The organism is Pseudomonas sp. CM25 (genome assembly GCF_013179705.1).
Classification (GTDB): Bacteria; Pseudomonadota; Gammaproteobacteria; order Pseudomonadales; family Pseudomonadaceae; genus Aquipseudomonas.
Genome location: NZ_JABMCW010000236.1, coordinates 1 through 8,946, shown reverse-complemented (window position 1 = coordinate 8,946; position 8,946 = coordinate 1). Strand labels below are relative to the sequence as shown.

General features: G+C 61.8%; 8 protein-coding genes. 2 read left to right on the top strand and 6 right to left on the bottom strand.

Annotated elements, in window-relative coordinates:
- From HP546_RS21160 to HP546_RS21140, 5 genes are all read right to left on the bottom strand, one after another.
- The coding region (locus tag HP546_RS21160; protein WP_172229095.1) for an ABC transporter ATP-binding protein at positions 1–551 on the bottom strand (551 nt) is incomplete at its 3' end.
- Entirely contained in the window at positions 552–1,319 is a 768-nt protein-coding gene (livG, locus tag HP546_RS21155) for a high-affinity branched-chain amino acid ABC transporter ATP-binding protein LivG (RefSeq protein WP_172229093.1), read from the bottom strand.
- Entirely contained in the window at positions 1,316–2,572 is a 1,257-nt protein-coding gene (locus tag HP546_RS21150; protein ID WP_172229091.1) for a high-affinity branched-chain amino acid ABC transporter permease LivM, read from the bottom strand. The genes livG and HP546_RS21150 overlap by 4 nt, the downstream gene beginning before the upstream one ends.
- The gene (livH, locus tag HP546_RS21145) at positions 2,569–3,492 is read right to left on the bottom strand and encodes a high-affinity branched-chain amino acid ABC transporter permease LivH (RefSeq protein WP_008097482.1); all 924 of its coding nucleotides are present in this window, start codon (positions 3,490–3,492) and stop codon (positions 2,569–2,571) included. Before livH ends, HP546_RS21150 begins: the two co-directional genes overlap by 4 nt.
- Before the next feature lie 188 nt (positions 3,493–3,680).
- On the bottom strand, positions 3,681–4,796 hold the full coding sequence (locus HP546_RS21140) for a branched-chain amino acid ABC transporter substrate-binding protein (protein ID WP_172229089.1): 1,116 nt from the start codon (positions 4,794–4,796) through the stop codon (positions 3,681–3,683).
- A 359-nt stretch (positions 4,797–5,155) separates the two neighbouring features.
- On the opposite strand from HP546_RS21140, the gene HP546_RS21135 reads away from it, so the two are divergent.
- Together HP546_RS21135 and HP546_RS21130 are read left to right on the top strand one after the other, a co-directional pair.
- Positions 5,156–5,467, top strand: coding sequence for a DUF2288 domain-containing protein (locus tag HP546_RS21135; protein ID WP_172229087.1), 312 nt, complete (start codon positions 5,156–5,158; stop codon positions 5,465–5,467).
- A gap of 177 nt (positions 5,468–5,644) precedes the next feature.
- Positions 5,645–6,532 carry an NAD(P)-dependent oxidoreductase gene (locus HP546_RS21130; RefSeq protein WP_172229085.1) on the top strand — a complete coding sequence of 296 codons (888 nt, stop codon included), beginning with the start codon at positions 5,645–5,647 and terminating at the stop codon, positions 6,530–6,532.
- On the opposite strand, the gene HP546_RS21125 is transcribed toward HP546_RS21130, so the two are convergent.
- Positions 6,432–8,696: a bifunctional diguanylate cyclase/phosphodiesterase gene (locus HP546_RS21125; RefSeq protein ID WP_172229083.1), complete on the bottom strand. Its 2,265-nt coding sequence runs from the start codon at positions 8,694–8,696 to the stop codon at positions 6,432–6,434. The genes HP546_RS21130 and HP546_RS21125 overlap by 101 nt on opposite strands.
- Positions 8,697–8,946 lie beyond the last annotated feature (250 nt).

Below are 8,946 nucleotides of genomic sequence, written 5' to 3'. Positions count from 1 at the left end.
ACGCCATCACGGCGCAGTTGTTCGATGATGTCGAAGATCTGCTGGATGATGATTGGCGCCAGGCCCAGCGAAGGCTCGTCGAGCAGCAGCAGCTTGGGCTTGCTCATCAGCGCCCGGCCGATGGCCAGCATCTGCTGTTCGCCACCGGACATGGTGCCGCCGCGCTGGATATAGCGTTCCTTCAGGCGCGGGAACAGCTGCAGCACCTTGTCCAGCTGCTCCTGGTAGTCGCCCTTGTCGGTGAAGAAACCACCCATGGCCAGGTTTTCCTCGACCGTCAGGCGGGCGAACACGCGGCGACCTTCCGGCACTACCGCGATGCTTTTGCGCATGATGTGCGAGGACGGCTGGCCGACCAGTTCTTCCCCCAGGTACTTGATGCTGCCGCTGTGCGCCTGCGGCGAGCCGCACAGGGTCATCAGCAAGGTCGACTTGCCGGCGCCGTTGGCGCCGATCAGGGTAACGATCTCGCCCTGGTTGATCTCCACGTTGACGCTGTGCAGCGCCTGGATCTTGCCGTAGAAGGTGGAAACGTTTTCGAACTTCAGCATTTACGCTTCCCCCAGGTAGGCTTTGATCACATCAGGGTTGTCGCGGATCTGTTCCGGCGTACCGTGGGCCAGGGGGGTGCCCTGGTTGATCACCACGATATGGTCGGAAATGCTCATCACCAGCTTCATGTCATGCTCGATCAGCAGCACGGTGACGTTGTGCGACTCCCGCAGGTAGGCGATCAGCGCCTTCAGGTCTTCGGTCTCTCTCGGGTTCAGGCCCGCGGCCGGTTCGTCGAGCATGATGATGCGCGGCTGGGTCATCATGCAGCGGGCGATTTCCAGGCGACGCTGCTGGCCGTAGGCGAGGGTGCCGGCGGTACGGTTGGCGAATTCGGTCAGGTTGACCTTCTCCAGCCAGTACTGCGCGCGTTCCATGGCCTCTTTCTCGCTGCGGCGGAAGTTCGGGGTCTTGAACAGGCCGGCGAAGAAGTTGGTGTTGAGGTGGCGGTGCTGGGCAATCAGCAGGTTTTCCAGCGCGGTCATTTCCTTGAACAGGCGCACGTTCTGGAAGGTCCGCACCACGCCCTTGCGGGCGATTTGGTGCCCGGCCAGGCCTTGGATGGGCTGGCCATCGAGCAGGATGGTGCCACCACTGGGCTTGTAGAAACCGGTCAGGCAGTTGAACACGGTGGTCTTGCCGGCGCCGTTCGGGCCGATCAGCGCCACCACCTGTTTTTCCTTGACGGTCAGGGCCACGCCGTTGACCGCCAACAAGCCGCCGAAGCGCATGCTCAGGCCGCTGACTTGCAGAATTTCGCGGCTCATCGACGCAGCTCCATGTGTGGACGTTGCATGGGCAGCAGGCCCTGCGGACGCCAGATCATCATCAACACCATCAGCGCACCGAACATCAGCATCCGGTATTCGCTGAACTCACGCATCAGCTCGGGCAGCAGGATCATTACGATGGCCGCGAGGATCACGCCCAGTTGTGAGCCCATGCCGCCGAGCACGACGATGGCAAGGATGATTGCCGACTCGATGAAGGTGAACGACTCCGGCGTCACCAGGCCCTGGCGCGCGGCGAAGAAGCTGCCGGCGAAACCGGCAAAGCAGGCACCGAGGGTAAACGCCGAGAGCTTGATGATGGTCGGGTTCAGGCCCAGCGCGCGACAGGCGATCTCGTCTTCGCGCAGCGCTTCCCAGGCACGGCCGATCGGCATGCGCAGCAGGCGGTTGATCACGAACAGCGCCAGCAAGGCCAGCAGCAGCGCCACCAGGTACAGGAAGATCACCTTGTTGATCGAGTTGTATTGCAGCCCGAAGAACTCGTGGAAGGTCTGCATGCCCTCGGCGGCACGGCGTTCGAAGGTGAGCCCGAAGAACTCCGGCTTGGGGATGTTGCTGATGCCGTTGGGGCCGCCAGTCCAGTCGGTAAGGTTGCGCAGGAACAGGCGGATGATCTCGCCGAAGCCCAGGGTCACGATCGCCAGGTAGTCGCCGCGCAGGCGCAGCACCGGGAAGCCGAGCAGGAAGCCGAAGGTGGCGGCCATCAGGCCGGCGATCGGCAGGCACACCCAGAAGCTCCAGCCCAGGTAGTGCGAGAGCATGGCATAGCTGTAGGCGCCGACGGCGTAGAAGCCGACGTAACCGAGATCGAGCAGGCCCGCCAGGCCGACCACGATGTTCAGGCCCAGGCCCAGCAACACGTAGATCAGGATCAGCGTGGCGATATCGACCGCACCGCGCGAGCCGAAGAACGGCCACACCAGTGCGGCAACGATCAGGCCGATGATCACGTAGCGCTGGGTTTTCGGCAGGGTCAGGTAGTTGCTGACAGCCGGCGGGATCAGCTTGCGATCCGAGCGGCGGCCCATCACCGAACTCCACTGCTTGTCGAACAGCACGCGCAGGAACATCAGCACCGAACACACGGCGATGATGCTGATGGTGAACGAACCCTGGCTGTGCACTACCAGGCTGATGCCGTCGATGCTCAGTTTCAGACCCAGCACCGGGAAGGCCACGGCCCATACCAGCAAGGCGCTGAAGAACGCCTGTTTGAGATTTCTGTTCATACTTTTTCAACCTCCGGGCGGCCCAGGATGCCGGTCGGCCGGAATAGCAGGACAAGAACCAACAAGCCGAATGCCACCACGTCCTTGTACTGGTCACCGAAGATATCGGCGCCAAACGCTTCGGCCACGCCCAGCACCAGCCCGCCGAGCATGGCGCCCGGGATGCTGCCGATGCCACCCAGCACCGCCGCGGTGAAGGCCTTCAGGCCCACCAGGAAACCGGCGTTGGGGTTGATCACCCCGTACTGCATGCTCAGCAGCACGGCCGCCACGGCTGCCAGGGCGGCACCGATGACGAAGGTGAGGGCGATGATGTTGTTGGTGTTGATGCCCAGCAGGTTGGCCATCTTGATGTCCTCGGCGCAGGCGCGGCAGGCGCGGCCCAGGCGAGAACGGGAGATGAACAGGGTGAGCAGGGTCATGGCCACCAGGGTGACGACGAACACCAGGATCTGCATGTAGCTGATCAGTACTTCCTCCGCGCCGCCCGGGCCGAACGAGAAACTGCCGGGGATCAGGTTGGGGATGGACTTGTCCTTGGAATCCTGCGAAAGCAGCACGGTGTTCTGCAGGAAGATCGACATGCCGATGGCGGAAATCAGCGGGATCAGGCGGTTGCTGTTGCGCAGGGGGCGGTAGGCAACCCGTTCGATGCTGTAGCCATAGGCACTGGTGACGAAGATCGTCGCGACGAAGGCAACGGTCATCAGGATCGGCAGCGAATGGATACCCATCATGGCCAGGCCCGCCAGGGCGATGAAGGCCACATAGGAACCGATCATGTACACCTCGCCGTGGGCGAAGTTGATCATGCCAATGATGCCGTACACCATCGTGTAACCGATGGCGATCAAGGCATAGGTGCTGCCGATGGTCAATCCATTAACCAGTTGTTGGAAGAAATGGTAGATCTCAGGCATTACAGCGCTCCTAAAAACCTGATTTGCATTTCGCTGGCGGGGGTAGGGCCAGGAAACCGCGGGTGACGGTTTTAAGATTTTCAGGTGAGCCGGCATCCGGATCGCGGCAGCCAGGCTCATGAACCTCGTAAAACAAAGCCCACTGCTCGCACAGTGGGCTTTTTACGGTCAGCTATTTAGTCACGCAGTTACTGAGGGGAGACTTCGGTCTTCGGCTTGCCGAAGTGCCATTCGTAGACCACGAACTTGAAGTCTTTCAGGTCGCCTTTCTCGTCGTAGGCCAGCTCGCCGGTCGGGGTCTTGAAGGTGCCGGCGTGGATGGCGGCTGCCACCTTGTCGGTGTCTTCGGACTTGGCGGCCTTGATACCCTGGGCGATCAGTTCGACAGCCGAGTAGGCCGGGAACACGAACGGGCCGCTTGGGTCCTTGCCGTCTGCCTTGATGGCATCGACGATCTTCTTGTTCTCCGGGTCGGCATCGAACGACTTCGGCAGGGTCACCAGCAGGCCTTCGGAGGCGCCTTGGGCGATCTGCGAGATGGAGTCGTTACCCACGCCTTCCGGGCCCATGAACTTGGCTTTCAGGCCTTTTTCCTGAGCCTGGCGCAGGATCAGGCCCAGCTCTGGGTGGTAGCCACCGTAGTAGACGAAGTCGACGTTGTTCTGCTTGAGCTTCTGGATGATCGAGGAGAAGTCCTTGTCACCGGCATTCAGGCCTTCGAACACGGCAACCTTGGTGCCTTTGCTCTCCAGGGTCTGCTTGACCGCGGTGGCGATGCCTTCACCGTACTGCTGCTTGTCGTGCAGTACCGCGACCACTTTCGGCTTGACGTGGTCGGCGATGTAGTTGCCGGCCGCCGGGCCCTGGGCGCTGTCCAGGCCGATGGTGCGGAAGATCAGCTTGTAGCCACGGGCGGTGATTTCCGGCGAGGTGGCGGCCGGGGTGATCATGATCACGCCTTCGTCTTCGTAGATGTCGGACGCAGGCTGAGTAGAGCTGGAGCACAGGTGGCCGATCACGAACTTGACGCCGTCGTTGACCACTTTGTTGGCGACTGCCACGGCCTGTTTAGGGTCGCATGCGTCGTCGTATTCCTTGGCTTCGAGCATTTTGCCATCGACGCCGCCCGCGGCGTTGATGTCCTTGATGGCTTGCTTGGCGCCGATGAACTGCATGTCGCCGTACTGGGTCACAGGACCCGTCTTGGGACCGGCGATGCCGATCTTGATGGTATCGGCGGCAAACGAATGGCTGGCTACCCCGGCCAGAACCATTGCGGCGAACAGCTTGGAAATCTTGATCATAGTGCTCCACTCATTCTGTTGTAATTCTTATAGTCCTGGCGGCCAGGGCTACAGACCGGGCGGGATTTGCGGCGTGGCCATGCCAACGCGCAAGCCCACCTTCCCCCGGAACATGTCCCGGAACTGTACCGGTACAGTGTAGAGCGCTGTTCGAGCGCTTGAAAAGCGGTCGAAAAGTGCCTGTTTCCCGTGTTGTCGCTTGGTCGACAGAAAGATACAGAAAGGCGCCATCAAACTGCCTGCATCTGCGGCTTTGCCCCGCGAATTCGGGGGCAATCGACCAAATTACTTATTTGAAACCGGGTTTTTCTGCAAAAATGCCGACCTTTTCATTGGCCGATTTTTTGCGGATACCACCCATGACTGATCAAACAAGCACCCTCTATGCCAAATTGCTTGGCGAGACAGCAATCATCGAGTGGAAAGCGCTTGAGCGTTTCTGGGCCAAGGGTGACCTGATTTGGGTCGACCCCCGCCTGGACCTGATCACCGTTGCCGAGGCGATGGCCGAGAATCGCGGCGAGATCTTCGCCAAGTGGCGTAGTGATGGCACTGTTGGGCCGGTCACCGCCGAGCAGGCCCTGGACCTGCAAAGCCGCGATCCAGAGATCTGGGCCGTGGTCGTTTCGCCGTTCATCGTTATTCAGGTAAAAGACCAGAAAGAGGCGTGATCGCTTTTGGTGCGTGAAAATACGCAGCGGCCCCGTTTTGGTGCTTGATGGCGTTCAAGGCGGGTAGAGGTAAGTAACAATTCGGCGTGGCGGTAACAGTTTACGGAATGCGTAATGTGTCCCCAGTTCCGCCAGGCCACGCGCAGCCTTAATGTTCGAACCAGTCAGGAGTCATCGATGAGCACTGCACTACCTTCGCTTGGATTCGCCGGCATCGGCCTGATGGGCCTGCCCATGTGCCGGCGTCTGTTGGCGGCGGGTTACCCGCTGACTGTCTGGAATCGCAGCCCTGACAAGTGCGCGGCGCTGGTCGCCGCTGGCGCGCGCTTGGCCAGCAGCCCGGCGCAACTTTGCCGCGACAGCGACATGGTGCTGTTATGCCTGGCCGACACCGCTGTGGTGCGCGAGGTGGTGTTCGGCATTCAAGGCATTGCCGAGGGTGGGCGTAGTGGCCAGCTGCTCGTCGATTTCTCCAGCCTGGAGCCCACCGCTACCCGCGAAATGGCCAGCGAACTGGCGGCACTGTGTGGCATGGCCTGGCTGGATGCTCCGGTGTCCGGCGGCACCTCCGGTGCCGAGGCCGGCAGCCTGGCGATCATGGTCGGCGGTGAGGCAGCCGACCTGCAACGTGCACGCCCGGTGCTGCAGGTGCTGGGCCAGCGGGTGACGCACATGGGCGCGGTGGGCGCGGGCCAGGTGACCAAGGCTTGTAACCAGATGATCGTGGCCTGCAATGCCCTGGTCATTGCCGAAGTGGTGGCGCTGGCCGAACAGTCGGGGGTTGATGCGACCCTGATCGCCGAAGCCCTGGCGGGTGGTTTTGCCGATTCCAAGCCGCTGCAGATACTCGCACCGCAGATGGCCGAGAGCCGCTTCGAGCCGATCAAGTGGCATGTGCGCACGCTGCTCAAGGACCTCGATGGTGCGGTCAAGTTTTCCCGCGAGCAGGGTTCTGCGACGCCGCTCAGTGGCCTCGCCGCGCAATTGATGCGTCTGCACGGTAGCCAGGGTTACCTGCATAAAGATCCGGCGACCCTGGTAGAGCTGTATCGCAACAAGGGGTGAGCCCAGCGCCGAGGCGTTGTGGCCGCTCCAGTAGCGGCCGCAGTTCAGCCAGGGGCACAGGGCGCCCCAGCAGGTACCCTTGCAGGTAGTCGCAGCCGTGGCCTTCGAGAAACGCCTGCTGTTCGACGGTTTCCACGCCCTCGCTGACGACCTGCAGGTGCAGGGTATGCGCCATGACGATGATTGCCTGGACAATTTCGCGATCCTTCTGGCTGCCCGGCACATCTTGCAGGAAGGTACGGTCGATCTTCAGTACGTCGAGCGGTAGCCGTTTGAGGTACGCCAGTGATGAGTAACCGGTGCCGAAGTCGTCGATCGACAGCGCAACGCCCAGGGCACGAACACGCTTGAGCAAGCTGACGGTGCGCTGGATATCCCCCATCAAGGCGTTCTCGGTCACCTCCAGCTCCAGCTGGCGGGGCGCGAGGCCGGCGTGGAACAACGCCTTCTCTACCTCTGCGGGAAGTTCGTCGTGGCTGAGGGTGACCGCAGAGCAATTCACGGTGACCTTGAGCTCGCCATAACCGTGGCGTTGCAAGTGGGCCAGGTCGGCGCAGGCGTGGCGCAGTACCCACAGGTCGAGGTCGATGATCAGGCCGTTGGCTTCGGCGATGCCGATAAACCGGTCGGGCCCGAGCAGGCCGTGTTGCGGATGCTGCCAACGGACCAGGGCTTCCAGTTTGGCCACTTGCCCGCTGCGCAGGTCAAAGATCGGCTGGTAGTGTACGCACAGCCCACGCTCTTCGAGCAGGGCCAGGCGCAGCTCTTCTTCCAGTTGCAACGCAATTGTGGCCCGCGCCTTCAGGCTGTCGTTGAAGAAGTTCAAGCTGTTACGCCCGTTGTCCTTGGATTGGTACAGGGCCAGGTCGGCATGCTTGAGCAGCTCTTCGGCTGTGCTGCCGTCGTCAGGGAAGATGCTGATACCGATGCTGGTGGTCATGACCATGCGCCGGCCACCCAGGTCGATCGGCTCTTTCATCCGCTGCATGATGCGCTGGCCCAGGTGGCGCGCTTCGTCGCGGCTGTTGAGGCTGGTGACCACGCAGAACTCGTCGCCGCCAAATCGCGCTACCAGGTCCTGGCTGCGGGTGGCGGCCTTGATGTGGTTGGCGATCACTTTGAGCAGCTCGTCGCCGGCGTCGTGGCCAAGGCTGTCATTGATACGCTTGAAATGGTCGATGTCGAGGAACATCACCGCCAGGCGGCTTTCGCTGGCCTGGTGTTCGGCAAGGCGTTCGGCCAACACCTGGTTGAAGCCACGGCGGTTCACCAGGTTGGTCAGCGCATCATAATGTGCGGCCTGCTGCAGCGAGGCTCGGGCCTGGTCGAGCTGGCCGAGCAGTACGCTGACCCGGCGCAGGTCATGCTCCTTGCTTTGCAGCTTCTTGTCCGCCAGTGCCGCGCTGATGCTGGCGCCACTGATCAGCAGGGTGATGAAACCGATGCCCAGCCCCAGCTGCAGGCTGTTGTCGCCAGAGGGTAGGCGCAGGGCGGTATCGGCGGGTATGACCAGGGTCATGGCCGACATGGCGGTGAAGTGGGTAGCCACGATGCCGCCGGCCATCAGCAGGCTGGCGCCGTATTTCATCGCCTGGTGCAGGGTACCGCTGCCATTGCGAAAGTAGCGGGCCAGGCACAGTGCCGCCAGGCTGGTGAGCAGGGCGATCGCGGCAGACGCCAGCAGCAGGCCTGTCTGGTAGTACTGGCGGGCGCCGGTTTCCATTGCGGCCATGCCGACAAAGTGCATGAGGATGATGCCCAGGCCGATCAGGACGGCGCTCAGCACAAAGTGACGCGAGTCTAGGTGGCTGCGGTCAAGGCTGTGCATGGCCAGCCAGGCGACAGCCAGGGCGATGAGCAGCGAGAGAATGGTCAGGGAAATGTCGTAGTGCACTTCCACCGGCGCCTGGAACGCCAGCATGCTGATGAAGTGCATGGCCCAGATGCCGCCTGCCAGGCAGCACGCGCCGAGCATGTTCCATTGCCGGTGTGCGGTGGGGTCCTCGCTGTGCGACTGGCGCTCAGCCATGTCGAGGGTGGCGAAGCACGCCGCGCAGGCGACGAGATAGGCGAGCAGAACCAGGAAGGGCTCATGGCGGCAATCGATGACGATACGCCCGGTTGCAGGAAGGTCGGCGAACAGTTGCAGCCCCAGCCACTCCATGGAATGCCTCTTGATCGAGTTTTCACTCGTCTGCGCTACAACCCTGTGCAGACTGTCCAGAGGCAGTATAGGAAGAGGTGTTTAAGCCTTCCTGAATAATGGCACATTGATTCCTACGATTTGGTTATCAGCCTAATCGCCCGAGGGAATAAATGGGGGACCGTTTACGCAACCCCTGTAGGAGCGGCCTTGTGTCGCGATGGGCTGCGCAGCAGCCCCCCCGGATTTCTGCGCCAAGGCCAGGGGCTGC